21 protein-coding genes and 3 tRNA genes are annotated in these 25,149 nt (G+C 73.2%); 11 read left to right on the top strand and 13 right to left on the bottom strand.

The window, feature by feature from the left end; translation table 11 throughout:
- Positions 1-51 precede the first annotated feature (51 nt).
- On the top strand, positions 52-285 hold the full coding sequence (locus ACTVZO_RS14645) for a hypothetical protein (RefSeq protein ID WP_443298805.1): 234 nt from the start codon (positions 52-54) through the stop codon (positions 283-285).
- Positions 286-321: 36 nt separating this feature from the next.
- On the top strand, positions 322-1,098 hold the full coding sequence (locus ACTVZO_RS14640; protein WP_443298804.1) for a sulfite exporter TauE/SafE family protein: 777 nt from the start codon (positions 322-324) through the stop codon (positions 1,096-1,098).
- A 3-nt stretch (positions 1,099-1,101) separates the two neighbouring features.
- On the opposite strand, the gene ACTVZO_RS14635 is transcribed toward ACTVZO_RS14640, so the two are convergent.
- From ACTVZO_RS14635 to ACTVZO_RS14620, 4 genes are all read right to left on the bottom strand, one after another.
- Complete coding sequence (locus ACTVZO_RS14635; protein WP_443298803.1) at positions 1,102-1,728, bottom strand: class F sortase; 627 nt, start codon at positions 1,726-1,728, stop codon at positions 1,102-1,104.
- A 130-nt stretch (positions 1,729-1,858) separates the two neighbouring features.
- Positions 1,859-2,401 (bottom strand): hypothetical protein, encoded by a 543-nt coding sequence (locus ACTVZO_RS14630; protein WP_443298802.1) that lies wholly within the window; start codon positions 2,399-2,401, stop codon positions 1,859-1,861.
- A gap of 194 nt (positions 2,402-2,595) precedes the next feature.
- Entirely contained in the window at positions 2,596-3,930 is a 1,335-nt protein-coding gene (locus tag ACTVZO_RS14625; protein WP_443298801.1) for an ATP-binding protein, read from the bottom strand.
- Complete coding sequence (locus ACTVZO_RS14620; protein WP_443298800.1) at positions 3,927-4,565, bottom strand: hypothetical protein; 639 nt, start codon at positions 4,563-4,565, stop codon at positions 3,927-3,929. Before ACTVZO_RS14620 ends, ACTVZO_RS14625 begins: the two co-directional genes overlap by 4 nt.
- A 168-nt stretch (positions 4,566-4,733) precedes the next feature.
- Here ACTVZO_RS14620 and ACTVZO_RS14615 point away from each other — a divergent pair, with 168 nt between their 5' ends.
- On the top strand, positions 4,734-5,177 hold the full coding sequence (locus tag ACTVZO_RS14615) for a gamma-glutamylcyclotransferase family protein (protein WP_443298799.1): 444 nt from the start codon (positions 4,734-4,736) through the stop codon (positions 5,175-5,177).
- Between the two features lie 24 nt (positions 5,178-5,201).
- Here the strand turns inward: ACTVZO_RS14615 and dnaG are convergent, their stop codons facing one another.
- The 4 genes from dnaG to ACTVZO_RS14595 all read right to left on the bottom strand — a co-directional run bounded on the left by dnaG (position 5,202) and on the right by ACTVZO_RS14595 (position 10,614).
- Positions 5,202-7,109, bottom strand: a complete 1,908-nt coding sequence (gene dnaG / locus ACTVZO_RS14610) for a DNA primase (RefSeq protein WP_443298798.1) — start codon at positions 7,107-7,109, stop codon at positions 5,202-5,204.
- Positions 7,110-7,143: 34 nt separating this feature from the next.
- Positions 7,144-8,418: an NAD(P)/FAD-dependent oxidoreductase gene (locus ACTVZO_RS14605; RefSeq protein ID WP_443298797.1), complete on the bottom strand. Its 1,275-nt coding sequence runs from the start codon at positions 8,416-8,418 to the stop codon at positions 7,144-7,146.
- 93 nt (positions 8,419-8,511) lie between these two features.
- The gene (locus ACTVZO_RS14600) at positions 8,512-9,828 is read right to left on the bottom strand and encodes a deoxyguanosinetriphosphate triphosphohydrolase (protein ID WP_443298796.1); all 1,317 of its coding nucleotides are present in this window, start codon (positions 9,826-9,828) and stop codon (positions 8,512-8,514) included.
- 36 nt (positions 9,829-9,864) lie between these two features.
- Positions 9,865-10,614, bottom strand: coding sequence for a sirohydrochlorin chelatase (locus ACTVZO_RS14595; RefSeq protein WP_443298795.1), 750 nt, complete (start codon positions 10,612-10,614; stop codon positions 9,865-9,867).
- 421 nt (positions 10,615-11,035) lie between these two features.
- Between ACTVZO_RS14595 and ACTVZO_RS14590 the strand changes: the two genes are divergently transcribed.
- The 4 genes from ACTVZO_RS14590 to ACTVZO_RS14575 all read left to right on the top strand — a co-directional run bounded on the left by ACTVZO_RS14590 (position 11,036) and on the right by ACTVZO_RS14575 (position 16,081).
- Positions 11,036-11,740, top strand: a complete 705-nt coding sequence (locus tag ACTVZO_RS14590) for a SanA/YdcF family protein (protein WP_443303176.1) — start codon at positions 11,036-11,038, stop codon at positions 11,738-11,740.
- A 72-nt stretch (positions 11,741-11,812) separates the two neighbouring features.
- Positions 11,813-12,577: a glucose 1-dehydrogenase gene (locus ACTVZO_RS14585; RefSeq protein ID WP_443303175.1), complete on the top strand. Its 765-nt coding sequence runs from the start codon at positions 11,813-11,815 to the stop codon at positions 12,575-12,577.
- Between the two features lie 173 nt (positions 12,578-12,750).
- Entirely contained in the window at positions 12,751-14,829 is a 2,079-nt protein-coding gene (locus ACTVZO_RS14580) for a molybdopterin oxidoreductase family protein (RefSeq protein WP_443298794.1), read from the top strand.
- 214 nt (positions 14,830-15,043) lie between these two features.
- Positions 15,044-16,081, top strand: coding sequence for an RNA polymerase sigma factor (locus ACTVZO_RS14575; protein WP_443303174.1), 1,038 nt, complete (start codon positions 15,044-15,046; stop codon positions 16,079-16,081).
- A gap of 63 nt (positions 16,082-16,144) precedes the next feature.
- Here ACTVZO_RS14575 and ACTVZO_RS14570 read toward each other — a convergent pair whose 3' ends face one another.
- From ACTVZO_RS14570 to ACTVZO_RS14555, 4 genes are all read right to left on the bottom strand, one after another.
- Positions 16,145-18,067, bottom strand: a complete 1,923-nt coding sequence (locus ACTVZO_RS14570; protein WP_443298793.1) for an ABC transporter ATP-binding protein — start codon at positions 18,065-18,067, stop codon at positions 16,145-16,147.
- Positions 18,064-19,797 (bottom strand): ABC transporter ATP-binding protein, encoded by a 1,734-nt coding sequence (locus tag ACTVZO_RS14565; protein ID WP_443298792.1) that lies wholly within the window; start codon positions 19,795-19,797, stop codon positions 18,064-18,066. Before ACTVZO_RS14565 ends, ACTVZO_RS14570 begins: the two co-directional genes overlap by 4 nt.
- Positions 19,798-19,967: 170 nt before the next feature.
- Positions 19,968-21,416 carry an FGGY family carbohydrate kinase gene (locus ACTVZO_RS14560; protein WP_443298791.1) on the bottom strand — a complete coding sequence of 483 codons (1,449 nt, stop codon included), beginning with the start codon at positions 21,414-21,416 and terminating at the stop codon, positions 19,968-19,970.
- 67 nt (positions 21,417-21,483) lie between these two features.
- Positions 21,484-21,786, bottom strand: a complete 303-nt coding sequence (locus ACTVZO_RS14555; protein WP_384215777.1) for a YtxH domain-containing protein — start codon at positions 21,784-21,786, stop codon at positions 21,484-21,486.
- 145 nt (positions 21,787-21,931) lie between these two features.
- Between ACTVZO_RS14555 and ACTVZO_RS14550 the strand changes: the two genes are divergently transcribed.
- From ACTVZO_RS14550 to ACTVZO_RS14540, 3 genes are all read left to right on the top strand, one after another.
- Positions 21,932-22,004, top strand: a tRNA-Asn gene (locus ACTVZO_RS14550).
- 5 nt (positions 22,005-22,009) lie between these two features.
- A tRNA-Asn gene (locus tag ACTVZO_RS14545) sits at positions 22,010-22,082 on the top strand.
- 186 nt (positions 22,083-22,268) lie between these two features.
- Positions 22,269-22,342: transfer RNA gene (locus ACTVZO_RS14540), tRNA-Ile, on the top strand.
- A 104-nt stretch (positions 22,343-22,446) separates the two neighbouring features.
- On the opposite strand, the gene ACTVZO_RS14535 is transcribed toward ACTVZO_RS14540, so the two are convergent.
- A complete protein-coding gene (locus ACTVZO_RS14535) occupies positions 22,447-23,604 on the bottom strand; it encodes a carboxylate-amine ligase (protein ID WP_443298790.1) in 1,158 nt (385 codons plus the stop codon).
- A gap of 216 nt (positions 23,605-23,820) precedes the next feature.
- Between ACTVZO_RS14535 and ACTVZO_RS14530 the strand changes: the two genes are divergently transcribed.
- Entirely contained in the window at positions 23,821-25,083 is a 1,263-nt protein-coding gene (locus ACTVZO_RS14530) for an MFS transporter (protein WP_443298789.1), read from the top strand.
- The last annotated feature ends 66 nt before the right edge of the window (positions 25,084-25,149 follow it).

The following is a 25,149-nucleotide window of genomic DNA, read 5'->3' as shown; positions in this document are numbered from 1 at the left end:
TTCAGCTTCCGCCCTCAGCTTCCGTCTTCCGTTTCCGAGAGGCCCGCGCCCATGCGCCATCCGCTCCACATCGCCCTGCCCCTGCTCGCGCAGGCCGCCGCCCCCGCCGCCCGGGCCCGGCACCGCAGACCCCGGCGGCCCCCGGTGCTGGCCGCCGGGCTGGGGCTGGCCAGTGTGGTGGTCGCCAGCGTGCTGACGTTGGCCGTGGACCCGGCTGCTCCGGTGGCCCCGGACCGGGTGCCGGCCCGGCAAAGCTCAACCTTTGCGCAAGTTTCCGGGGATTGATGGATACGGCACCGGACAGGTCCATAAGGTCAGGTGGTGCCTGACATCTCCTTGACCATGATCATCGTATTGTGCGTGGCCGCGGCGGCCGCCGGCTGGATCGACGCCGTCGTGGGCGGCGGTGGCCTGCTGCTCCTGCCCGCCCTGCTGATCGGCCTGCCGAACGCCCACCCGGCCACCGTCCTCGGGACCAACAAGGCCGTTGCCATCGTCGGCACCACGGGCGCGGCCGTCACCTACCTCCGCAAGACCCCGGTGGACGTGAAGCTCGCCGTCCGCATCGGCGTCGCCGCGCTCGCCGGCTCGATGGGAGGCGCCGCGCTGGCCGGCGGCATCAGCAAGGACGCGATGCGTCCGCTGATCATGGCGGTGCTGGTGGTCGTCGCCGCCTTCGTGCTCTTCCGGCCCGCCTTCGGCGCCGCCCCCGCCGCCTCGCCCGTCAGCAGGCAGCGGGTGTTCCTCGCCATCGGCCTCGCCGGTCTGGGCATCGGCTTCTACGACGGCCTCATCGGGCCCGGCACCGGCACCTTCCTGGTCCTCGCGCTCACCGCCCTGCTCCACCTCGACCTGGTCACCGCCTCCGCGACCGCCAAGATCGTCAATGTCTGCACGAACGCCGGGGCGCTCGCGATGTTCGCCTACCAGGGCATGGTCCTGTGGCAGCTGGCCGCGCTGATGGCCGCGTTCAACCTGGCCGGCGGCATGGTCGGCGCCGGCATGGCCCTCAAGAAGGGCAGCGGCTTCGTCCGCGGGGTGCTGCTGACGGTGGTGGGCGCGCTGGTGGTCAAGCTCGGCCTCGAGCAGTGGGGATAGCGGTCAGTACGTCCCGGTGAGGTGGGCGAAGACGACCACGTTGCCGCGGTAGCCCGTACGCGGCGAGAACCCGCCGCCGCAGGTGATCACCCGGAGCTCGGCGCGCGCCGAAGGGCCGTACACGCGGGCGTCGGGAAAGGCCTTGGCGTCGTAGACCTCGACCGCGTGGACCGTGAACACGGCGGTACGGCCGTCCGCGCGCGGGACCTCGACGGCAGCCCCGCGGCGCAGGGCTCCGAGGTGGTAGAAGACCCCCGGCCCGGCGGAGTCGTCCACGTGCCCCGCGACGACCGCCGTGCCGGTGGCGCCGGGGGTGGTGCCGTCGCGGTACCAGCCGGCCAGGTCGGGCCGGTCGGGCGGCGGCACTTCGAGGCTGCCGCCGGCCTGGAGTCCGAGCCCGGTCAGCGGGGCGTCGACGCGGATGGAGGGGATCCGGATCCGTCGGGGCGGTGATCCGGGGAGCGGTGCGATCCCGGGGCCCGTGGCGCCGGCGGCGGTCAGGGCCTCGGCGGGGGAGGGCAGCGGCGGCCCGACGGGTTCGCGGGAGCCGCTGGTCACGAGCCAGATGCCGATGCAGGCGGCGAGGGCCACGAGGCCTCCGTGGCGGGCTCGGCGGAAATCGCCACCCATGCGTACCCCCTCGGCCTTCCGTTTCGGGGTGACTGGCCGTCGCCCGGCCCCGCGAACGGGGGGACCTCGCGGGGCGGGCGACGGGGGACGGTACCGGTCGGACCGCGGCCGGAGCCGCGGTGGGCGTCCGTCAGCTCCGCGTGCCGCTCGCCCGGCGACGCATGAGCCAGGTACCGCCGACGGCGGTCGCGGCCAGCACTGCCGCTCCCGCCGCGATCTTGGCGGGGTCGTTGGTGGTGGTCGTGCCACCGCCCACCCCGGTCTGGACGTGGCCCTGCGGGCCGCGTTCGGTGATGATCAGGTCGCCGGTGGCGAACTTGCCGTTCGCACAGGTCGCCCCGATGCCGTAGGTGCCGGGGCGGGTGCCGCGGGCGATCTGGAACTGGCCCACGACCACCTCCTTGTGGGTGCCCGGGACCAGCTTGAACCGGCTGCCGCCCACCGTCGTGGCATCGCCCTCCGCATGGCTGCCGGGCCCGCAGGCCGTGGTGTTCACGGTGACGGTGGCACCCGGGGCCGCGGACTTCGGCCACACCTCCAGCGGGGCGAAGTCGCCGGGTGCGAAGCCCACCATGCCGAGGTCCACGGCGGCCACCGCACCGGCGACCGGGCCGACGAAAGCGGCGCAGGTCAGCGCGGCGGCAGTCAGCGCGTGGGCTGTACGTCGGCGCATGGGAGCTCCCTGGAGACACGGGGTCGTGTTTCCGAGGAAACCCGCCCTGCCTCCGGCGCGCCTGCTGATGTTCCGTCAGGTCCGCTCGCGCAGACCCTTCCGCCGGGCGGTCGGCGCAGGTCAAAGCCGCTGATGCGGCCATTCGGGCCGCCTTGGCCGTCCGGGTGACCGGGTGACCGGTCGCGCGGAAGCGGTCAGGCCGGCGGCAGCACCACCGTGGCCGAGGCGCCCGAGGGCGGCAGGTTCTCGAGGACGACCCGCGCGCCGATCACCTGAGCCTGGCCGAGGGCGATGGTCAGGCCGAGCCCCGTGCCCTGGCCGCGTTCGGCGGCGCCGGTCAGGAAACGCTGCGGCCCCTCGCGCAGCAGCTTCTCCGGGAAGCCGGGCCCCCGGTCCCGGACGGTCACGGTGGTACCGGACACCGTCACCGTGACCGGCTCCCCGCCGTGCCGCCGCGCGTTGACCAGCAGGTTCGTCAGGATGCGCTCGAAGCGGCGCACATCGGTGCGGACGTACGCCGAGTCCGCGGCTCCCTCCGGCCCGGCAGCCCCTGCCGCCTCCGCCCCTGCCGCCCCCTCCTCGGCGTACGCGCCCACCACCAGGGCCGTCACCCCCGAGCGCCGCGTGATCGAGTGCACCAGCGGCCCCAGCCGGTGCACCGCCAGCTGCGGCTCCTCCCGGTTGGCGTCGAGCCGGGCCACCTCCAGCAGGTCCTCGGTCAGCGTCCGCAGCGCCGCGACCCGGTCCCGTACGAGCTCCGTCGGCCGCCCGGCCGGCAGCAGTTCGGCCGCGGTGTGCAGACCCGTCAGCGGGGTCCGCAGCTCGTGCGCCACATCCGCCGTGAACCGCTGCTCGGCCTCCAGCCGGCGCTGGAGGCTGGCGGCCATCGTGTCGACCGCCGAGGAGAGCTCGGCGACCTCGTCCCGGGTCCCCGGCACCCCGGACAGCCCGATCCGCGCGTCCAGTTCGCCCGCGCTGATCCGGCGGGCCGTCTCCGCGGCCGTCCGCAGCTCCCTGCTCAGACGGCTGGCCAGCAGCGCCCCGCCGACCGCCGCGAGCGCCACGATCACCGCCGCGTACGCCACGAGCCCGCGGTCCAGCTCGGCCAGCTCGGCCCGGTCGTCGGTCAGCGACAGCCGTACGGACAGCACGTGCGCCCCGCCGACCGGCCGGGCGGCCCACACCGCCGGGTGCGGCCCGGACATGTCGAGGTAGGTGGTCCGCTCCCCGTCGAGGGCCGCCGTCCGCAGCGGCTCCGGCAGCTCCGGACAGTCGATCCGGGCATCCGCCTCGCCGACCTTGTCGGCGTCGAGCCGGCCGGTCAGTTCGTACACCTTGCGCACGCTGATCAGCTGGTTGGTGGCATTCGCCCGCGCCGCGTCGACGATCTGCCGGCTCCGTGCGTCGTGGATCAGGAGACCGATGGCGACCGCCACCAGCGAGCAGCCGACGGCGAGCAGGATGGAGATCTTCCAGCGCAGTCCGAGGGTCCGCAACAGGTGCCGGTAGCGGGTCAGGAGGGCTCTCACGAGGCGTTCCTGCCGTCCTTGCGGAAGCGCCGCTCGTCGTTGACCACCGTCATCCGATCGCCGTCCCAGTGGTAGCGCACGACCTGTTCGGAGCCGTCGTCGGCGGCGATGCGCACCAGCAGGTCCGTGCCGATGGTCTCCGCCGTGAGCTGGCGGCCGATGGTGAAGAGGATCGAGACGATCCGGCCGTTGACCACCGCGTACACGCTCAGCGCCGAGCGCCCGGTCGGCACGTCGGCGGCCACGACCAGCTCCGGGTGGCCGTCGCCGGTCAGGTCCCGGTAGACGGCCGGGCGGATCCCGGCCCGGCCGGGCGCCAGGATGCCGGTCCCCTTGCCGAGGTACGGCTTCATCCGCGGGTCCGCGCGCGCGATCTCCGTCGCGTCGAGCCCGACGAGCCCCTTCGCCCCCGGATCGGGGGCGTTCTTCAGGGGCGTCGGCGCCGGCTCCCGCCGGCCCACCGCGGAGCCGGGGGCCTGGGTCCAGGCGGGCCAGAGCGGTTCGGGGCGCGGCTGGCTCGAGACCGGGGGCGCGGGCGTCCCCGAACCGAGGCCGGCGGGTGTGGCGCAGCCGGCGGCGGCGAGTGCGCAGGCGCACAGCACGGCGGCGAGCGGGCGGCGGGACGAAGGAGTCATGGGGGCAGAACCGTGGGGGTGGGGGAGACCGGGGACCGACGCTAGACGGCACGGGTCACGGGCACCGGGACGTTGTGTAACAGGGGTGCGTACGGTGGTGTGCCGCAGGCAAGTCGGGACCTTGGTCCCGGTCTGCGGAGTGTTCCGCCGTAGCCCAGGGAGGGCCCCGTGACATCGGTCGTTCGGCCACAAGATCCGACCGCTCCGCTCCCGTTCTTCGTCTACGGAACGCTGCGCCCGGGCGAGGTCAACCACGACCTGTTCCTGCGCGGCCGCACGCTTGCCGAGGAGCCCGCGAGCCTGCCCGGCACGGCGCTCTACGAAGGCCCCGGCTATCCGTACGCGGTCGAGCGCCCGGGCTCGGCCGTGGCCGGGGAGCTGATCACCGCGGCGCCGGACGCGTACGGGGACCTGCTGGCCGCGCTGGACGTGCTGGAGGAGTACGGGGGTCCGGGCAGGCCGGGGAACGTGTACGACCGGACGGCCCGCGAGGCCCTGCGCGCCGACGGCACCCCGGTGCGGGCCTGGGTCTACCTGGCGTCCCCGCTGCTCGCCCGCGACCTGAGGGAGTCGGGCACCGAGATACCGGGCGGCGACTGGCTGGGGCGCTGAGGGGCCGGGGCCGCGACGGCCCCGCTACAGCCCCTCGGCGCCGCGGTTGCGCAGCCGCTGCCCGTACTGCTGGAGCACCCACAGCTCCTCCTGGACCGCGGCCAGTTGCTCCGGCGGGGCCTGCGGGCCCAGCCGGGACAGCGTGCCCTGGATCTCGTGGACCCGGCGGTCGACGGCGCGCAGCCGCACCTGGACCAGCTGGACGCCCGCGTAGACCTCGTCCACGGTCTTGGCGTGGATGGCCTCGACCGCCAGCTCCGTGACGAGGGCGCGGACGGTGTCGTTCGGCGCGGCTTCGCGCACGCGGGCCAGGTAGTCGTCGGTGCCGAGGGAGGCTCCGCCGGCGTCCTGGACGGCCTGGCGCACCGCCGCGTACGGCGGGGCGGTGAACTCGTCGATCCCGTACGCGTCGAAGGCCGGGGAGACCAGGGCCGGGCGCTGGAGGGCCAGCTTCAGCAGCTCGCGCTCGGTGCGGTGGGCGGGGCTGCGCAGGTTCAGCGCCGGTCCGCCGCCCGCCTGCGCGGCGGGCGCGGGGGCGGCCTCGTAGGACTGCCGGCCGCCGGCCCTGCCCTGCTGCTGGGGCTGGCCGCCGCGCTCGCGGGCCCAGCGCGCGAGCTGGGCGACGCGCTTGACGACGAACTGCTCGTCGCGGATGCCCAGCATGCCCGCGAGCTGGACCGCGGACTCGTGCTGGATCGCGATGTTCTTGATGTGGGCCACGACCGGAGCGGCCTCGTCCAGCGCTGCCGCACGGCCCGCCGGGTTCTCCAGGTTGTGCCGGGCGACGATGTGCCGCAGCGCGAACTCGAAGAGCGGGGTCCGGGATTCCACGAGCCCGGCGACGGCCGCGTCCCCCTGGGCGAGGCGCAGGTCGCAGGGGTCCATTCCGCCCGGGGTGATCGCGATCGAGGTCTCGGCGGCGAACTTCTGGTCGTCCTCGAAGGCCCGCAGTGCGGCCTTCTGGCCGGCCGCGTCACCGTCGAAGGTGAAGATCACCTCGGCGGTGGCGTTGTCCATCAGCAGGCGCCGCAGGATCTTGATGTGGTCCCCGCCGAAGGCCGTGCCACAGGTGGCGATCGCGGTGGTCACCCCGGCCATGTGGCAGGCCATCACGTCCGTGTAGCCCTCGACCACCACGGCCCGCGAGGTCTTCGCGATCTCCTTCTTGGCCAGGTCGATGCCGTACAGGACCTGGGACTTCTTGTAGATCGCGGTCTCGGGCGTGTTCAGGTACTTGGGGCCGTTGTCGTCGTCGCGCAGCTTGCGCGCGCCGAAGCCGACCACCTCGCCGCTGATGTCCCGGATGGGCCACATCAGCCGGCCGCGGAAGCGGTCGATGGGCTTGCCGCTGCGGCTGTCCTGGGCGAGCCCGGAGGTGATCAGCTCCTTGTCGCTGAAGCCCTTGCCGCGCAGGAAGCGGGTCAGGTGGTCCCAGCCGGCCGGGCTGTAGCCCACGCTGAAGTGCGCCGCGGCCGCCTGGTCGAAACCGCGCTCGGCCAGGAACTTGCGGCCGATCTCCGCCTCGGGGCTGCCCAGCTGGTCGACGTAGAACTGGGCGGCCGCCTTGTGCGCCTCGACCAGGCGGATCCGCTCACCGCGGCCGCTGGTGCCGGCGGTGTAGCCGCCCTCCTCGTAGCGCAGGGTGATGCCCGCCTGGCCGGCCAGGCGCTCGACCGCCTCCGAGAAGGAGAGGTGGTCGATCTTCATGATGAAGTCGAGGGTGTCCCCGCCCGCCTGGCAGCCGAAGCAGTGGTAGAGACCCTTGCTGGGGCTGACCTGGAAGGACGGGGACTTCTCGTCGTGGAAGGGGCACAGGCCCTTGAGGTTGCCGCCGCCCGCGTTGCGCAGCTGGAGGTAGTCGGAGACCACGGCGTCGATCGGGACCGCGTCCCGTACCGCCTTCACGTCGTCGTCGTTGATCCGTCCTGCCACGCGTGAAGTCTACGGCCGCACGCGGACAAACCCGTCAGGCCCCCTCGGACGTCAGCAGGGACGCGAGCGGAACCGACGGGTCCGCCAGTTTGTCGCGGTCCACGGGCGCCTTCGACCCGATCAGGGCCTGGATCTGCCCGGTGACGTCCCACACGTTCACGTTCATCCCGGCGAGCACCCGCCCTTCCGAGAGCCAGAAGGCGATGAACTCCCGCTTGGCCACGTCCCCGCGGATCAGCACCTGGTCGTAGCCGCCGGGCGGCGCGTAGCCCGAGTACTCCAGGCCCACGTCGTACTGGTCGGAGAAGAAGTACGGCACCCGGTCGTACGAGACCTCCTGGCCCAGCATCGCCCGCGCGGCGGCCGGACCCCCGTTGAGGGCGTTGGCCCAGTGCTCGACCCGCAGCCGGGTCCCGAGCACCGGGTGGTGGGCGGCGGCCACGTCCCCGACGGCGAAGACGTCCGGGTCGGAGGTGCGCAGGGAGGCGTCCACCGCGATCCCGCCCCCGTGCTCCCGGTCGACCAGGGCCAGCCCGGAGGTCTCGGCGAGCGCCGTGCGCGGGGCCGCCCCGATCGCGGCGAGCACCGCGTGCGCCGGGTGCTCCTCCCCGTCGTCCGTACGGGCGGCCAGCACCATGCCGTCGTGGCCGACGATCTCGGTCAGCCGGGCCCCGAAGTGGAACCGCACCCCGTGCTCGGAGTGCAGGTCCCCGAAGAGCCGGCCGATCTCCGGGCCGAGCACCGAGTGCAGCGGGGTGGGCTCGGGCTCGATGACGGTGACCTCGGCGCCGTAGCCGCGGGCCGCCGCGGCGACCTCCAGGCCGATCCACCCGGCGCCCGCGATCAGCAGGTGGCCGTTGTCCCGGCCGAGCCCGGCCAGGACGCCCCGCAGCCGCTCGGCGTGCGCGAGGCGGCGCAGGTGGTGCACCCCGGCCAGGCCCGTGCCCGGGATGTCCAGGCGGCGCGGCTCGGCGCCGGTGGCCAGCAGCAGCTTGTCGTAGTGCAGGACGGCGCCGTCGCCGAGGACCACCTTCTTGGCGTCCCGGTCCAGGTGCACCGCGGGCTGGCCGAGGTGCAGCTCGACCTCGGCGGCCGCGTACCAGGACGGCTCGTGGACGAAGACGCTGTCGCGGTCGTCCTTGCCCGTCAGGTACCCCTTGGACAGCGGGGGCCGTTCGTAGGGATGGTCGCGCTCGTCGCCGATCAGGATCACCCGCCCCGTGAACCCCTCGGACCTCAGCGTTTCAGCCGCTTTTGCCCCGGCCAGCCCCGCGCCCACGATGACGAACGTCCGGTGTGCGTCGACCACCTGATGCCTCCTCATAACCTCTCCGCCACATGCGACCACATGCGAGCGTCCCGCAATGAGCCTGCCGCGTGAAGGGGGAGTGGCCCGATCAGCTCACCCGTCGGCGCGTCGCGTGCGCCGGGTGAGGCGTACGTGCAGGGAACGGGCGGCCGCGTCGGTGAGGGACGCGATCTGGTCGATGACCGCCCGCTTCCTGGCCCTGTCGTCCGGAGCCGCGTCGAAGATGGCCCGGAACTGCGGGTCCAGGCCCTCGGGCGCGCGGGCGCTGAGAGCCTCCGCGAGTTCGGCCAGGACGATGCGCTGGTCGGCGCGGATCCGCTCCTGCTCGTCGCGCTGCATGACGTACAGGTCGGCGACCGCCTTCAGGACGGCGCACTCGTTGCGCGCCTCGCGGGGGACCACCAGTTCGGCGCCGTACCGGGTGAGCCGGCCGGATCCGTACGCTTCGCGGGTGGCGCCCTCGGCGGCCAGGCAGAAACGGCCGATGAGCTGGCTGGTCGCGTCCTTCAGCCGGGCCTGGGCCACGGCCGATCCGTCGTACCCGTGCGGCCACCACTCTTGCTCCATCAAGCGGTCGAGGGCGGCGCGCAGTTCCTCGGGCTCGGTGTCGGCGGGCACGTAGCGGCCGATGGCCACCTGCCAGATCGCGGTGCGCTCGGGCTCGGCGAAGAGCAGATTGGGGTCGAGGTGGCCCGCGTGCAGCCCGTCCTCGAAGTCGTGGACGGAGTACGCGACGTCGTCCGCCCAGTCCATGACCTGGGCCTCGAAGCACTTGCGGTCCGCGGGCGCGCCGAGGCGCAGCCACTCGAAGACGGGCAGGTCGTCCTCGTAGGCGCCGAACTTGACCGAGCCGGGGTCCGTGGGGTGGTTGCCGCGGGCCCACGGGTACTTGGTGGCGGCGTCCAGGCAGGCGCGGGTGAGGTTGAGGCCGACGCTGACGAGTTCGCCGCTCGCCGGGTCGGGCACGAACCGCTTGGGCTCCAGGCGGGTCAGCAGGCGCAGCGACTGGGCGTTGCCCTCGAACCCGCCGCAGTCCTCGGCGAACTCGTTGAGCGCCTCCTCGCCGTTGTGGCCGAAAGGCGGGTGCCCCATGTCGTGGGAGAGGCAGGCGGCCTCGACGAGGTCGGGGTCGCACCCGAGGGCGGCGCCCAGTTCCCGGCCGACCTGGGCGCACTCCAGGGAGTGCGTGAGGCGGGTACGGGGGCTCGCGTCCCAGTCGTAGGAACGGGTGCCGGGGGTGACCACCTGGGTCTTCCCGGCGAGGCGGCGCAGGGCGGCGGAATGCAGCACGCGGGCCCGGTCGCGCTGGAAGGCGGTCCTCCCGGGCCGTTTGTCCGGCTCGACGGCCCATCGTTCGGTGGCGGTGGGGTCGTACAGGTCGTCTGCCGGGGTGTGCGTGGTGCCTTCCATGAAGAGACGGTAACCGGAACCTCTGACAAACCGGGATCAGGCGGAGAGGAGTTCCGGCCGTTCGGCGCTGTGTACGGCGCCGCGGGGCCGGGCGTCGTACGCCCGGTCGAAGCGGTGCAGCAGGAGGCGGGCCAGCGCCGGGTGGTCGCCCAGGGGCGCGGCGGCGAGCGCGGGCGCGGCCGCGGCGGCCTGGGCGGCGAACCGGCCGGGTGCGGTGAAGTACGAGGCCACGGCCGGCCGGTGGTGCCCGCGGGCGGCCAGGGAGCGGACCGCGTCGGCGACGGTGGGGGAGGCGGCGGAGGCGTAGGCGGGGACCACCGGGACGTCGCCGAGGCGCTCGCTGAGCAGGGCCGCGGTGCGGCGGGTGTCGGCGGCCGACTCGGGGTCGCGGGAACCGGCGGCGGCGAGCACGACGGCGCTGCTCGTGTTGCGGGCGGAGCCCCAGCCTGCCTCCCGGAGGCGCTCGTACAGGGCCTCGACGAGCATCGGGTGCGGGCCGAGGGGCGCGGCGACGGTGACCCGCAGGTGCGGGGCGGCGGCGGCCGCGGCCGGGAGATCACGTTTGACGTGGTACCCGCGGCCGAGGAGCAGCGGGACCAGGACCGCCTCGCCGCGCAGCTCGCGCAGGGTGTCGCCGAGCAGCGGCCGGTTCAGCTCGATGTGCCCGAGCCGGACGTCGAGGCGGGGGCGGAGCTCGCGGACGCGTCCGAGGAGGGCGAGGGCGGTGTGAAGGGCGTGCGGGTCGCGGCTGCCGTGGGCCACGGCGACGAGGGCGGGCTGCTGCATGGGTGGGCTCCGTGGGGCCGGGCGCGCGGCGGGCGCACGCCGCTGAGCTGCGTGCCGAGTTGGGCGGTGATCCGGGACAGCAGTTCGGCGGCGCTGCCGAAGGGGAGGGGCAGGGTGTCGGGAGGGTGCACCGGCTCCGTCATGGACCGATCCTGCGCGCCGGAGGTTGCGGGCGCGTTGCGCGGCGGTGACGGGTGTTTTCCGGGTGCTCACCCGGCCGTTCGGTCATCCGTGCGAGTGAAGGGAGGGGAGGGCGGAACTGGCGGCCGGGGCCCACTCGTCAATCCGTGCGAACGAGGTGTGAGGCGTGGGGTGCGAGGGGGCGGTCATGAAGAGGTACGGCTGGACTGGGGCGGCGGCATGCTCGGCGGCGGCGCGGACGGCGGCGGCGCGGGCGGGGGTGCGGACGGCGGCGCGGGTGATGGTGCGGGCGGTGGCGCGGGCCGTGGTGGGCCGGCGGGCCGGGCCGCCGGGCGGGGTGCGGACGCGGCGGCGGGCCGTGCGGGTCGTGGTGGCGGGCTGCGCGCTGGCGCTGCTGCCCGCGGCGTGGACGCACGCGGCGGCCGCGGACCGGCTGCGGACCACGGCCGACGCACCCTCCGCCGAGGTGGCGGTGGTCTTCGGGGCGGGGCTGTGGAACGGGCAGCCGACCCCCTATCTGGCCACCCGGCTCGATGCCGCCGCCCAGCTCTACCACGCGGGCAGGGTGAAGGTCGTGCTCGTCACCGGGGACAACAGCCGCGAGGAGTACGACGAGCCGGACGCGATGCGCAGGTACCTGACCGGGAAGGGGGTCCCGGACGGGCGGATCGTCAGCGATTTCGCGGGCTTCGACACCTGGGATTCGTGCGTCCGGGCCAAGGAGATATTCGGGGTCGACCGGGCCGTGCTGATCAGCCAGGGCTTCCACATACGCAGGGCCGTCGCCCTGTGCCAGGCGGCGGGCCTGGACTCGTACGGGGTCGGGGTGCCCGACGAGCACGACGCCACCTGGTACTACGGCGGGACGCGCGAGGTCTTCGCGGCCGGCAAGGCGGCGCTGGACGCGGCCTTCAAGCCCGAACCGCGCTTCCTGGGACCGAAGGAGCAAGGGGTGTCGCGGGCCCTGGGGGCTCTGGCAGACTGACGCGGCGTCGACTATTCCTATTAGTCATATACGGGTCGGTCCGTACGAGCGTCAGAGGTGTGAACCGTGGCTGTGGTGGATCTCAGCGGCAAGGTCGTCGTCATCACCGGTGGGGCCCGCGGCCTGGGCGCCGCGACGGCGCAGGCCGTGGTGGACGGCGGCGGCAGGGTGCTGGTCACCGACGTGCTGGAGGCGGAAGGCGCGGAGACGGCCGCGAAGCTGGGCGGATCGGCGCGCTTCCTGCGGCACGACGTGACGAGCGAGGCCGACTGGCAGGCGGCACTGGAGTACGCGGTCGCCGAATTCGGCCGCGTCGACGGGCTGGTGAACAACGCCGGGATAGCCACCGGCCAGTTCCTCGAGCACGAGAGCGTCGAGCACTTCCGCCAGGTCGTGGAGATCAACCTGGTCGGCGTGTTCATCGGCATCAAGACGGCCATCCCGCTGCTCCGGGCGAACGGCGGTGGCTCCATCGTCAACATCTCCTCCGCCGCGGGCCTGACCGGCCTCGCGCTCACCGCCGGGTACGGCGCGTCCAAGTGGGGCGTGCGCGGCCTGTCCAAGATCGGCGCGGTCGAGCTGGCCGAGGCCCGGATCCGGGTGAACTCCGTACACCCCGGCATGACGCTGACCCCGATGACCGCCCCCGTCGGCATCCGGACCGGCGAGGGCAACTACCCCGGTGCCCCCCTGGGCCGGGTCGGGGTCCCGGAGGAGATCGCCGCCGCCGTCGCGTTCCTGCTCTCGGACGCCGCCGGCTACATGACGGGCGCCGAGCTGGCGGTGGACGGCGGCTGGACCGCCGGCCTGACGGTGAAGTACCTGACCGGCCAGTGATCGCCGGCCGCGCCTGCCGGGCCGCACCGGCCGCACCGCCCCGGCCGCATCGGCCGGCCGGCTGCCGGAGCCCCGGCCTCACAGGCGCCGCCGGACGCCGCTGAGCCGGAGCAGGCCCCGCTTGTAACGCGGGGCGGCGGCCCGCGTAACACCACCGTCGCAGGCTGGGCCGTATGCACACCCCGGAAGCAGCCGCCACCGCCACGCACTGTCCGTACTGCGCGTTGCAGTGCGGAATGAACCTCCGCCCCGAACCGGGCGGCGAGGGCGTCACGGTGGAGGAGCGTGCGGACTTCCCCGTGAACCGGGGCGCGCTGTGCGGCAAGGGCCGTACCGCCCCCGCCCTGCTCTCCTCCCGGGTGCGCCTGACCCAGCCGCTCGTCCGCACCCACGCCGGGCGGCTCGAACCGGCCACCTGGGAGGAGGCCCTCGACACCGTCGCCGAGGGCCTCGCCCGCACGGGCCGCGCGTACGGGCCGGACGCCGTCGGGGTCTTCGGCGGCGGCGGGCTCACCAACGAGAAGGCGTACGCGCTCGGCAAGTTCGCCCGGGTCGCCCTGCGCACCTCGCAGATCGACTACAACGGCCGGTTCTGCATGTCCTCGGCCGCCGCCGCGCACCAGCGGGCCTTCGGGCTCGACCGCGGCCTGCCCTTCCCGCTGGAGGACATCCCCCGCACCGGCTGCGTGATCCTCGTCGGCTCCAACCTCGCCGAGACCATGCCGCCCGCCCTGCGCTACCTCACCGAGCTGAAGGAGAACGGCGGGACCCTGATCGTCATCGACCCCCGCCGCACCCGCACCGCCGAACAGGCCGACCTGCACCTCGCCCCGCGACCCGGCACCGACCTCGCGCTCGCCCTCGGCATGCTGCACCTGGTCGTGGCGCAGGGGCGCACGGACGAGGAGTTCATCGCGGACCGGACCACCGGCTGGGAGGCGGCCCGCGCCGCCGCCATGGCCCACTGGCCCGAACTGGTGGAACGCATCACCGGCGTCCCCGTGCCCAGGCTCCGCGAAGCGGTCGGGATGTTCTGCGCGCCCGCCTCCGCCATGGTCCTCACCGCCCGCGGCCCGGAGCAGCAGTCCAAGGGCACCGACACCGTCGGAGCCTGGATCAACCTGTGCCTGGCCACCGGCCGGGCCGGCCGCCCGCTCTCCGGCTACGGCTGCCTCACCGGCCAGGGCAACGGCCAGGGCGGCCGCGAGCACGGCCAGAAGGCCGACCAGCTCCCCGGCTACCGCAAACTGACCGACCCCGCGGCCCGCGCGCACGTGGCCGGGGTCTGGGGCGTCGACCCCGACACCCTGCCCGGCCCCGGCCGCAGCGCGTACGAACTGCTCGACGCCCTCGGCACCGACGTCCGCTCCCTCCTCCTCATGGGCTCCAACCCGGTGGTCTCGGCCCCCCGCGCCGCCCACATCGAGGACCGCATCCGATCCCTGGACTTCCTCGCGGTGGCCGACGTCGTCCTCTCCGAGACCGCCGCCCTCGCGGACGTGGTCCTGCCGGTCACCCAGTGGGCGGAGGAGACCGGCACCACCACCAGCCTGGAGGGCCGCGTCCTGCTCCGCCGCCGCGCCCTGACCCCGCCGCCCGGAGTCCGCACCGACCTCGAGGTGCTGCACGGCCTCGCCGCCCGCCTCGGCATCGAGAAGGGCTTCCCCACCGCCCCGGAGGCGGTCTTCGACGAACTGCGCCGCGCCTCCGCCGGCGGCCCCGCGGACTACTCGGGCATCAGCTACGCCCGCATCGAGGCCGAACAGGGCGTCTTCTGGCCCTGCCCGGACGGCGCCGCGGGCACGCCCCGCCCCTTCCTGGACCGCTTCGCCACCGACGACGGGCTGGCCCGCTTCGTCCCCGTCTCCCACCGGGACGCCGCCGAGGTCCCCGACGCCGACTACCCGCTGCTCCTGACCACCGGCCGGGTGGTCGCCCAGTACCAGTCCGGCGCCCAGACCCGCCGAGTCGAGGAGCTCAACGCGGCCGCCCCGGGCCCCTTCGTGGAACTCCACCCCCGTCTCGCCGCCCGCCTCGGCGCCCTCGACGGCAGCCCGCTGGCGGTGGTCTCCCGCCGCGGCCGGTCCGTGGCCCCGGCCCGCATCACCGACACCATCCGCGCGGACACCGTCTTCATGCCCTTCCACTGGCCGGGCGAGGGCCGCGCCAACACCCTGACCAACCCCGCACTGGACCCCGTCTCCCGCATGCCGGAGTTCAAGGTCTGCGCGGTCCGCGTCGAACCGGCCTGACCCCGGCCGCGGGATCGGACATGGGTGCGGACCGCTTCGGGCGGGTCCCCGGGGGGTAACCATCCGGTCACGCACCGGACTCAGAAAGTGCTCGCACGCCCCTCGTGACAGTGATGTGTCGTACCCCACACTGAGTTGCGGTGCCTGAGTCCTCGGACCCCTGGAGGTCGCCCCCGTGCAGACCCAGACGCAGCCCCCGACCGTCACCCCGTCCGTGACCGAGCAGCCCGAACCCGAGGCCGAGGCCATGGACGAAGAGCCAGAGCCCCTCGACCTGGCCGACCGGATCGAGCAGGTGCCGGCCCCGCGCAAGCGCGTGGACAGCGGTGCCGGGGCGGCGGGCCCGTCCGCCGACCTGTTCCGGCAGTACCTGCGCGAGATAGGCAGGATCCCGCTGCTCACCGCCGCCGAGGAGGTGGACCTCGCGCGGCGCGTCGAAGCCGGCCTGTTCGCCGAGGAGAAGCTCTCCGGCACCCCGGACCTCGACTCCCAGCTCGCCTTCGACCTCGACAAGCTCGTCGTCATGGGGCGCATGGCCAAACGCCGGCTCATCGAGTCGAACCTGCGCCTCGTCGTCTCCGTCGCGAAGCGGTACGTGGGCCGCGGGCTCACCATGCTCGACCTCGTGCAGGAGGGGAACCTCGGGCTCATCCGGGCCGTCGAGAAGTTCGACTACGCCCGCGGGTTCAAGTTCTCCACGTACGCCACCTGGTGGATCCGGCAGGCGATGTCCCGGGCCCTCGCCGACCAGGCCCGGACCATCCGGGTGCCTGTCCACGTCGTGGAGCTGATCAACCGCGTGGTGCGCGTACAGCGCCGCATGCTCCAGGAGCGCGGCTACGAGCCCACCGCCGAAGAGGTCGCCGCCCACCTGGAACTGACCCCCGAGCGGGTCCTCGAGGTGCTCCGCCTCGCCCAGGAGCCGGTCTCCCTGCACGCCCCGGTCGGCGAGGAGGACGACGTCGCGCTCGGCGACCTCATCGAGGACGGCGACGCCGCCTCACCCGTGGAGTCCGCCGCGTTCTTCCTGCTGCGCGAGCACCTGGAAGCCGTGCTGTCGACCCTCGGCGAGCGCGAGCGCAAGGTCGTCCAGCTGCGCTACGGGCTCGACGACGGGCGCCCGCGCACCCTGGAGGAGATCGGCCGGATCTTCGGCGTGACGCGCGAACGCATCCGCCAGATCGAGTCCAAGACCCTCAACAAACTGCGCGACCACGCCTTCGCCGACCAGCTGAGGGGCTACCTGGACTGAGCCGGGACAGCGGAAGGGGGCGCCCCGAAGGACGCCCCCACCCCGCCGCCCGCCCGTCGCCGGCTAGTCGACCTCGGCCACCGCCTGCGCGAACTGCGCCGCGTACAGCCGTGCGTACGCCCCGCCCGAGGCCAGCAGCTCCTCGTGCGTGCCCTGTTCCACGATCGAGCCGCTCTCCATCACCAGGATCACGTCGGCGTCGCGGATCGTGGACAGCCGGTGCGCGATCACGAAGGACGTCCGGCCGTGCGCCAGGCGCGCCATCGCCTTCTGGATCAGCACCTCGGTACGGGTGTCCACCGAACTCGTCGCCTCGTCGAGCACCAGGATCACCGGGTCCGAGAGGAACGCCCGCGCGATGGTGATCAGCTGCTTCTCACCCGCGCTGACCCCCGCGCCCTCGTCGTCCAGCACGGTGTCGTAGCCGTCCGGCAGGGTGCGGATGAACCGGTCGGCGTGGGCGGCCCGCGCCGCCTCCTCGATCTCGGCGCGCGTGACCTGTCGCGAGGCACCGTAGGCGATGTTCTCCGCGATGGTGCCGCCGAACAGCCAGGTGTCCTGGAGCACCATGCCGATCGAGCCGCGCAGTTCCTCGCGCGTCATCTTCGCGATGTCCACCCCGTCCAGGGCGATCTCGCCGCCCGTGACCTCGTAGAACCGCATCAGCAGGTTGACCAGGGTGGTCTTGCCGGCGCCCGTCGGGCCGACGATCGCGACCGTGTGCCCGGGCTCGACGTTCAGCGAGAGGTTCTCGATGAGCGGCTTGTCCGCCTCGTAGCGGAAGGCCACCTTGTCGAGGGTGACCTGCCCGCGCACGTTCTCCGGCCGCTCCGGCACCTCGGCGTCCGGCTCCTGCTCCTCGGCGTCCAGCAGTTCGTACACCCGCTCCGCCGAGGCGACGCCGGACTGGATGAGGTTCGCCATCGTGGCGACCTGCGTCAGCGGCATCGAGAACTGCCGCGAGTACTGGATGAACGCCTGCACATCACCGATCGACAGGGTGCCCGAGGCGACCCGGAGCCCGCCGACCACCGCGATCAGCACGTAGTTGATGTTCGATATGAAGAACATCACCGGCTGCATGATGCCGCTGACCAGCTGCGCCTTGAACGAGGCCCGGTACAGCGCCTCGTTCTGCTCGGCGAAGACGGCCGCGGACTCCTTCTGCCGGCCGAAGACCTTGACCAGCGCGTGGCCCGAGTACATCTCCTCGATGTGCGCGTTGAGCACACCGGTGTTCTTCCACTGCGCCACGAACTGCGGCTGCGACCTCTTGCCGATCTTCGCCGCGGCCACGACCGAGATCGGGACGGTCACCAGCGCGACCAGCGCCAGCAGCGGGGAGATCCAGAACATCATCGCGAGCACGCCCACGATGGTCAGCAGCGAGTTCAGCAGCTGGCCCATCGTCTGCTGGAGCGTCTGGCCGATGTTGTCTATGTCGTTGGTGGCCCGGCTGAGCACCTCGCCGCGCTTCTGCTGGTCGAAGTACGACAGCGGCAGCCGCGACAGCTTCGCCTGGAGCTCCTCGCGCATCCGGTAGAGCGTGCCGTTCATGACGTGGTTCGACATCCGGGTGGCGACCAGCATCAGCAGCCCGGCGAGGGTGAAGACCACCAGCGCCCAGACCGCCACGACCCCGACCGCACCGAAGTCGATGCCCTGGCCCGGCGTGAAGTCGGTGCCGGAGAGCATGTCCGCCATGCCGCCCTGGCCCTTGGCGCGCAGCCCGTCCAGCGCCTGCTGCTTGCTGATCCCGGCCGGCATCTGCCGTCCGACGATCCCCGCGAAGACCAGGTCGGTGGCCTCGCCCAGGATCTTCGGGCCGACCACCGCGCAGCCGACGCTGCCGATGACGGCCCAGACCATGCCCCACAGCCTGAGCCGGTCCTGCGCGAGCTGGCCGAGCAGGCGCTTGCCCGACCCCTTGAAATCCATGGACCGCTGGACCGGTCCCGCCATCATCCGTCCTCCGGGCCCGCTCATGCGGCCTCCGCCTCCGTCAGCTGGGAGAGCACGATCTCCCGGTAGGTCTCGTTGCCGGCCATCAGCTCGTGGTGGCGCCCCTCGCCCACGACCTGGCCCTCGTCCAGGACGATGATCCGGTCGGCGTCGCGGATCGTGGAGACCCGCTGGGCGACGATCACCACGGTCGCGTCCTCGGTCTCGCGGGCGAGCGCGGCGCGCAGCGCCGCGTCCGTCGCGTAGTCCAGGGCCGAGAAGGAGTCGTCGAAGAGGTAGATCTCCGGGCGCTGCACCAGCGTGCGGGCGATGGCCAGGCGCTGGCGCTGCCCGCCGGAGACATTGGTTCCGCCCTGGGTGACGGGCGCCTCCAGACCGCCCTCCAGCGTGGACACGAACTCCTTTGCCTGGGCCACCTCCAGCGCCTGCCACAGCTCCTCGTCGGTGGCGTCCGGGCGCCCGTAGCGCAGGTTGGAGGCGACGGTTCCGGAGAACAGGTACGGCTTCTGCGGGACCAGGCCGACCGTCTTGGCCAGCAGGTCCGGATCGAGCCGCCGTACGTCCTCCCCGTCGACGAGGACCTCGCCGCCGGTCGCGTCGAACAGCCGCGGGACCAGGCCCAGCAGGGTGGACTTGCCGCTTCCGGTGGAGCCGATCACGGCCGTCGTCTCGCCGGGACGGGCCAGCAGGTCGATCCCGCGCAGGACCGGGGCCTCGGCGCCCGGGTAGCGGAAGTCGGCGCCGCGCAGCTCCAGGCGACCGCTGCGGGTGAGCTCGCGCACCGGGTCGGCGGGCGGGACCACGCTGGACTCGGTGTCCAGGACCTCCTGGATGCGCTCGGCGCAGACCTCGGCGCGCGGCACCATCATGAACATGAAGGTGGCCATCATCACGGACATGACGATCTGCATCAGGTAGGCGAGGAAGGCCGTCAGCTGGCCGATCTCCATGCCGCCGCTGTCGACGCGCATCGCACCGAACCAGATGACGGCGACGCTGGAGACGTTCACGACCACGATGACCGTCGGGAACATGTACGCCAGCAGCTTGCCGGTGGCCAGCGAGACGCCGGTCAGATCGGCGTTGGCCTCCCGGAAGCGGCCCTTCTCGTAGTCGTCGCGGACGAAGGCGCGGATCACCCGGTTGCCGGTGATCTGCTCGCGCAGCACCCGGTTCACGGTGTCCAGGCGCTCCTGCATCGTGCGGAACAGCGGACGTGTCCTGAAGACGATCGCACCGACCGCCAGGCCCAGCACGGGCACCACGGCGAGCAGGACGCCCGACAGCTTCACGTCCAGCGACAGCGCCATGGCGATGCCGCCGACGCACATGATCGGCGCCGAGACCATCAGGGTGAAGGTCATCAGCACCAGCATCTGGACCTGCTGGACGTCGTTCGTCGTACGGGTGATCAGCGACGGGGCGCCGAACTGTCCGAGCTCGCGCGCGGAGAAGCTCTGCACGCGGTCGAAGACGGCGGCGCGCACGTCCCGGCCGAAGGCCGCCGCCGTGCGGGCGCCGTAGTAGATGGCCCCGACGTTGCAGACCAGCTGAACGAGCGAGACGCCGAGCATCAGTGCGCCGAAGCGCAGGATGTAGCCGGTGTCGCCGTTGACGACACCGTTGTCAATGATGTCCGCGTTGAGGGTGGGCAGGTAGAGGCTCGCACTGGTCTGGAGCAGCTGCAGCAGCACCAGCAGGGTGATGGGTTTCCGGTATGGACCCAGATGGGTCCACAGAAGTCGTATGAGCACGCGCAGGCTCCGGTCGGCATGATCGAGGGGGTTCACCCCATCTTCGGCCACCCGGAGGCCGGATCCCCAGCAGTTTTCGCAAAGGCCGGTCAAAAGGAGGAGCCCGCCCTGCGGCACGGGACCTAGTACCCAGGCCGGGACGAACCGCCCGGCGCCGTCCCGGCCCGGGCCTAGAAGGCGCCGGGGTGGATCTCCTCGCGCGTCGCGGCGTACTGCTGGCGCACGGCCTGCCAGGAGGGGAAGTCCTCGCCCGGCTCGAACACCTGCGCCGCCGGGGCCGGCCAGACCGGCGGGGTGTGCGGGGTCAGGGTGCCCTGGGCCACGCCGAGCGCCCACGCCGCCTGGCGCGCCGCGCCCAGCGCCGCGTAGTCGGCCGGCGCGGGCACGACGATCTGCGTTCCGAACAGCCCCGGGGCCGCGGCCTGCACGGCCGGCAGCTCGGCCGCCGCGCCCAGCAGGAACACCCGGCGGATCTCGACCCCGCGCGAGCGCAGCACGTCGAGCGCGTCCACCAGCCCGCAGAGCATGCCCTCGAAGGCGGCCTGGGCCAGGTGCTCCGGCTTCATCGAGTCCCGGCGCAGCCCGGACAGGGTGCCGGCGCTGTGCGGCAGGTTCGGGGTCCGCTCGCCCTCCAGGTACGGCAGGAGCACGAGGCCGTGCGCGCCCGGAGTCGACTTCAGCGCCAGCTCGGACAGCCCCTCCAGGTCGGTGCCCAGCAGCTCGGCGGTGCCGCGCAGGGCCCGTACGGCATTGGAGGTGTTCACGACCGGCAGGTGCATGCCGCCGGCGTCGGCCAGCGAGGTGATCAGGCCGCCCGGCTCCGACAGCGCCTCGTGGTGCACCGCCATCACCGAGCCGGAGGCGCCCAGCGAGACCACCGCGTCGCCGGGGCCGAGCCCCAGCCCGAGCGCGGCGGCCATCGTCTCGCCGGTGCCGGCCGAGATCAGCAGCCCCTCGGGCGTGGTCCCGGCGGCGTCGGCCGGACCGAGCACCTCGGGCAGCAGCGCCATGTGCCCGAGCGCCAGCTCGACCAGGTCGGGCCGCCAGGAACCGGTGGCCGCCGACCAGTAACCGGTGCCGGAGGCGCCGCCCCGGTCGGTGGTGCGGCGGGCGGGGCGGCCCAGCAGCTGCCAGACCAGCCAGTCGTGCGCGGACATCACCACGGCCACCCGGCGGGCGGCCTCGGGCTCGGCTCGGGCCAGCCAGGCCAGCTTGGCCAGCGGCTGGGCGGCGTGCGGGACCGAGCCCACCGCCTCGGCCCAGGCCTGCCGGCCGCCGAAGGCTTCGACGAGGTCGGCGGCGGCGACCTGCCCGCGCTTGTCGTTGCCGACCAGCGCAGGGCGTACGAGTGCGCCCTGCGCGTCGAGCGGCAGCAGGCCGTGCTGCTGCGCGGAAACCCCGATGGCCTGGACCCCTTCGAGGAGCCCGCCGCCGGCCGCCTCGCCGAGCGAGAGCAGCCAGGCCTGCGGATCGGTCTCGTAGGGGCTCGCGCCGTCGGGTTCCCCGGCGGGCTGCGGATGGGGTGCGTACCCCTGGCGCAGCACGGCACCGGTGTCGGTGTCACAGACGACGATGCGAGTGAAGGCGGAAGAGCTGTCCAGCCCGGCGACTATCCCCATGCGGAGAATTCTGCCGCACGCCGGGCCGGTCTCCACCGCCCCTGACGCCTCGGATGTCTCGCGTGGCTCAGGTGTTGCTCGTGCCCCAGTCGTCCTCACTGCCACCGCCGACCCGGTCGCGCAGTCCCCGGACCCGGCCGGCCAGTGAGGCGGGCACGGCGTCGCCGACCTTCTCGCTCACCGCGGCGAAGGCCTTCCCGGCGAACTCGCGCCCGGTCTGCCCGGCCGTCTCGGCGGCGTTGCGCACCGCGGGGTTCTGCGCGATCTCCCGCGCGGACTTCTTCAGGGACTCGTAGCGCTCGCGCCCGGCCCGGGTTCCGAGCACGTACCCGAGGGCCAGTCCGACCACGAACGTGACCTTGTACCGCATGCCTGCCACCCTTCGTCGTGTGGTGCCCGGCCTGCTGTCGATACCGATTGGCGGAGCACCCCCCTGCTTGCGCTAATCTATGACTCGCAACGGGCGCTCGCCCCCCGGCAAGGCCGGAGGTGGGCTGTTCGATGCACCGCAGCAATCCCCTGTAGCTCAATTGGCAGAGCAGCCGGCTGTTAACCGGCAGGTTACTGGTTCGAGTCCAGTCGGGGGAGCGCGATCCCCTGTAGCTCAATTGGCAGAGCATTCGGCTGTTAACCGGAGGGTTGCTGGTTCGAGTCCAGCCGGGGGAGCAACGAAGAAGAGGGCCCATCGCGGGTCCTCTTCTTTTTTGTCACCCCTTAAGGGAACCGGGCAGCCCTCAGCGCGGTCTCTCTGGACAGGCGAAGCCGATCATGCGAGGCATCCGAGGCAGGAGATCGTATGAGCGGCTATGCTGCGGCAGACGGCGCGCACACATGTACGCGCCACGCCGTGAAGGGGCGGTAGCTCAGCCGGTTAGAGCAGCGGACTCATAATCCGTCGGCCGTGGGTTCGAGTCCCACCCGCCCCACTGCGAGCCGCAGGTGCAGAAACGATTGCACCTGCGGCTTTGGCGTTCCGGAGTTCTGCGAGTCCAGGGCTTCCCGTGCTTCCCGTGCTTCCGGGAGTTCCGCGCTAGAAGTTCTCCGTTTCGTCCGCGAGGTGGCGCAGTACGTCCGTCAGGTCCTGGCGGCGGGCGAAAGCGGCGCGCTGCCGGTGGGCGCCCGAGCCGTCGCGGAGCAGGCCCGCCAGGGTCTTGGCCGCGTGGTCGAGGTCGCCCGAGGCGGCCAGGGCCGGCGCGACCAGGTCCAGCAGGGCCTCCGCGAGGTCGGCCGCCGGGAGTTCGGTGCCCGAGTACGGGTCGAGGCCGAAGCCCTCGAGGCCGTCGTGGGCCGCCCGCCAGCGCGCCAGGCGCAGTACGTCGTCCCGTACGGGCGGATCGGGCCGCTGCTCCGCGATCTCCCGCAGCGCCGTGGACACCAGCGCGCGGACCAGCTCGGCCTGGAGGATGGCCGTGTCGAGGTACGGGGACATGTCGGGCGCCCGGATCTCGAGCGTCGGCCAGTGCCCCGAGGGGCGCAGGTCCCAATAGACCATCTTCGTGTCCAGCGCCGCGCCCGAGCCGAGCAGCGTCTGCACCGAGTGGCGGAAGTGCGCCGTGGACGTGAAGTGCGGGGGCAGCCCCGCCGAGGGCCAGCCCGACCAGGCCATCGCCCGCCAGCTGGCGTGACCGGTGTCACGGCCGCCCCAGAACGGCGAGTTGGCGGCCAGCGCGATCAGCGTCGGCAGCCACGGTCTGACCCGGTTGGAGACCGCCACCGCCGTGTCCACGTCGAGGGTGCCCACGTGGATGTGCCGGCCGCAGCTCACCAGGGTGTCGGTGAGCGCGCCGAAGCGGCGGTGCTGCTCGCGCTGGCGCGGTTCGTCGTCGGTCAGGTGCAGCGGCCCCTCCACGGCCACGACCGGCGAGGGGGCGGCCAGCAGGCGGCAGCCGTGGGCGCGGGCGGCCCGGCCGAGGGTGCGCCGCAGGGCGGCGAGCTCCTCGCGCAGCGAGGCCGCCGAATGGGCGATCGGGGTGGAGATCTCCACCTGGTAGCGGGTGCCCTCGGGATGCAGTTCGCCGGGCAGCCCGCCGGCCGTGGCGAGGACGAGCTGGGCGGCGGGGACCACCCGGAAGGTGCGGGCGTCGACGAGGAGGAACTCCTCCTCGACGCCGACCGTGAGCGGGACGGTGGGCGGCACCGTCTTCTGCCCGGTGCCGGTGCTCGTGGTGCTGTTGCCAGGTTCGATCACTACGCCTCCCTGGACATACGAGTCTTTTCATCATGAGCTGAACACCAGGCGAGGAGCGCACGTCGATTCGGTCAAAAAGCAGGTGATAGTGGCGAGTTAGCGGCAAGGGCCGGTCCGGCATGGGGCCGGGGATCCGGGTGGGGTGACTGGTGCCGGTGCGAGCGCAGCGGGCGGAAAACCACCGGGGCGTCCGAAGGCCGCCGGTTATCATCCGCTGTGACCCCTGTAGCCGCCCCCGACCGCCCGCGGCGGCGGATATTCGCCGACCTCACCCCGCTGCGCACCTCCCGCGACTACCGGCGGCTGTGGGTCGGCGGCACCATCTCGTGGGTGGGCCAGGCGATGACGGCCCTCGCGATCTCGCTCCAGGTCTACGACATCACCCGGTCCAGCTTCGCGGTCGGTCTCGTCGGACTCTTCTCGCTCGTCCCGCTCGTCGTCTTCGGGCTCTACGGCGGGGCCATCGCCGACACCGTGGACCGCCGCAAGCTCGGCCTCTACAGTTCGCTGGGCGCCGCCGCCCTCTCGGTCGCGCTCGCCGCCGCCGCGCTGCTCGACTACCACCGCGTCTGGTTCCTGTACGCCGTCGTCGCGCTCCAGGCGGTGTGCGGGGCGCTCTCCGGGCCGGCCAGGTCCGCGATGATCCCGCGGCTGCTGCCGGCCGGGCAGCTGCCCGCGGCCAACGCGCTGAACTCCGTGACGATGACCTCCGGGACGATGGCGGGCCCGATGCTGGGCGGGCTGATCGTCGGCTGGTGGGGGTACCAGGCGGCCTACCTGATCGACGCCGTGACCTTCCTCGCCGCGCTCTACGCGATGTGGAGACTGCCGTCGATGAAGCCCGACCGCGCGGAGGGGACCCGGGGGCGGGCCTCGGTCGTCGACGGACTGCGCTTCCTCGGGACCCGGCCCAACGTCCGGATGACCTTCTTCACCGACATGGCCGCCATGGTGCTGGCGCACCCGAGGGCGCTCTTCCCGGCCGTCGCCGTGCTCTGGTACGGCGGCGACGCCAAGACGGTCGGGCTGCTGGTGGCCGCGCCCGCCGTCGGGGCGCTGCTCGGCGGGCTGTTCTCCGGCTGGCAGGGCCGCATCCGCCGGCACGGGCTGGCCATCCTGTTCGCCGTCGGCTCCTGGGGGCTGGCCATCGCGGTGTTCGGGCTCACCCGGAACCTGTGGCTCGGGCTGCTCTTCCTGGCCCTGGCCGGATGCGCGGACACGGTGTCGATGGTGTTCCGGACCACCATGCTCCAGTCCGCCACCCCGGACGACATGCGCGGCCGCCTCCAGGGCGTGTTCATCGTGGTCGTCGCGGGCGGTCCGCGGCTCGGGGACTTCCTCGCCGGGACGGCCGCGGACCTGACCTCCCCGGCGGTGGCGATCACGGGCGGCGGCCTCGCCTGCGTGCTCGTGCTGGGCCTGCTCGCGCTGCGGTGGCGGGGCTTCGCCCGCTACGACGCACGGTCACCGCAGGCCTGACCGCCGGAGCGGCGGCGCCAGGGGGTGCTGACGGGCGTCGCGACGCCGCGGACATCCGTCAGACAC

Origin of the sequence: Streptomyces sp. IBSNAI002 (assembly GCF_052244475.1) — a bacterium.
In the GTDB taxonomy this organism is placed as follows: Bacteria; Actinomycetota; Actinomycetes; order Streptomycetales; family Streptomycetaceae; genus Streptomyces.
This window is presented reverse-complemented; position numbering and strand designations above follow the sequence as displayed.

Bases quoted from the DNA above. Each gene is read 5' to 3' on its own strand.
- ACTVZO_RS14645 (WP_443298805.1), top strand. From the start codon at position 52: ATGCGCCATCCGCTCCACATCGCCCTGCCCCTGCTCGCGCAGGCCGCC.
- ACTVZO_RS14635 (WP_443298803.1), bottom strand. From the start codon at position 1,728: ATGGGTGGCGATTTCCGCCGAGCCCGCCACGGAGGCCTCGTGGCCCTC.
- ACTVZO_RS14630 (WP_443298802.1), bottom strand. From the start codon at position 2,401: ATGCGCCGACGTACAGCCCACGCGCTGACTGCCGCCGCGCTGACCTGC.
- ACTVZO_RS14620 (WP_443298800.1), bottom strand. From the start codon at position 4,565: ATGACTCCTTCGTCCCGCCGCCCGCTCGCCGCCGTGCTGTGCGCCTGC.
- ACTVZO_RS14600 (WP_443298796.1), bottom strand. From the start codon at position 9,828: ATGGAAGGCACCACGCACACCCCGGCAGACGACCTGTACGACCCCACC.
- ACTVZO_RS14595 (WP_443298795.1), bottom strand. From the start codon at position 10,614: ATGCAGCAGCCCGCCCTCGTCGCCGTGGCCCACGGCAGCCGCGACCCG.
- ACTVZO_RS14590 (WP_443303176.1), top strand. From the start codon at position 11,036: ATGGTGCGGGCGGTGGCGCGGGCCGTGGTGGGCCGGCGGGCCGGGCCG.
- ACTVZO_RS14580 (WP_443298794.1), top strand. From the start codon at position 12,751: ATGCACACCCCGGAAGCAGCCGCCACCGCCACGCACTGTCCGTACTGC.
- ACTVZO_RS14570 (WP_443298793.1), bottom strand. From the start codon at position 18,067: ATGAGCGGGCCCGGAGGACGGATGATGGCGGGACCGGTCCAGCGGTCC.
- ACTVZO_RS14560 (WP_443298791.1), bottom strand. From the start codon at position 21,416: ATGGGGATAGTCGCCGGGCTGGACAGCTCTTCCGCCTTCACTCGCATC.
- ACTVZO_RS14555 (WP_384215777.1), bottom strand. From the start codon at position 21,786: ATGCGGTACAAGGTCACGTTCGTGGTCGGACTGGCCCTCGGGTACGTG.